Here is a 688-nt window from a genome sequence, read left to right as displayed (position 1 = left end):
AGTAGGCGATGTACTAAAAGCTGAAGGTGTAAAAGTACTTGGCTTTAAACGTCTAGAAGTTGGCGAAGGCATCGAAAAAAAGCAAGAAGACTTTGCTGCTGAAGTTGCTGCTACCCAAGCTGCTAACAAGTAAGCTTTAAAATATATTACAGGTCGCGGTGGATGCTAAATAATCAATAAGTTTGTATTTAGCATCCATCAACTGACTGTATTTAGATCGTAAAATAAAAAGCCCGCTAATAGATGAGCGGGCTTTTTTGTGTACAGGTTTTAATATTTAAATATATGTCTTACTTTCAATATTAGCGCAAAGCGGCGTAGGCGGAATTGGCATAACTGGCACTGCCACTGTTGTTGCTAGTGCCGTAACTGACAGTTTGTATCCCACCACTATTGTTGTTGCTATTAACAGTAGCATTATTAGCGCTCATAGTATTATCAGACAGACCTGAGTCGTTCTTGTATAAGCTATGGTAACGACTCATCACTTTTTTGACGTAGTTACGAGTTTCTTTAAAAGGTGGTATACCGTTGTATTTATCGACATTACCTTCTCCAGCATTGTAACCTGCTATCGCAAACTCTATATTGTTGTTAAAACGGCGCATAAGCCAAGCAATGTATTTAGCTGAGCCTTCAATATTGTCAGCAGGATTCCAAGGATTGCTGACTTTGAAGCGACTGGCAG

At 39.4% G+C, this 688-nt stretch carries 1 protein-coding gene and 1 pseudogene; one reads left to right on the top strand and one right to left on the bottom strand.

Features of this window, described 5'->3' with window-relative positions; genetic code table 11:
- Nucleotides 1-133, top strand: a pseudogene (locus ACS8FD_RS20905) (translation elongation factor Ts); the annotation flags it as partial.
- Between the two features lie 169 nt (nucleotides 134-302).
- Here the strand turns inward: ACS8FD_RS20905 and ACS8FD_RS20900 are convergent.
- Nucleotides 303-688, bottom strand: a 386-nt coding sequence (locus tag ACS8FD_RS20900) for a lytic transglycosylase domain-containing protein (RefSeq protein WP_439277278.1), incomplete at its 5' end; no start/stop codon positions are given.

It is taken from the genome of Psychrobacter sp. 1U2 (assembly GCF_051847575.1).
Note: the sequence above shows the minus strand (reverse complement) of the source record. Positions and strands in the feature narration are given on the sequence as shown.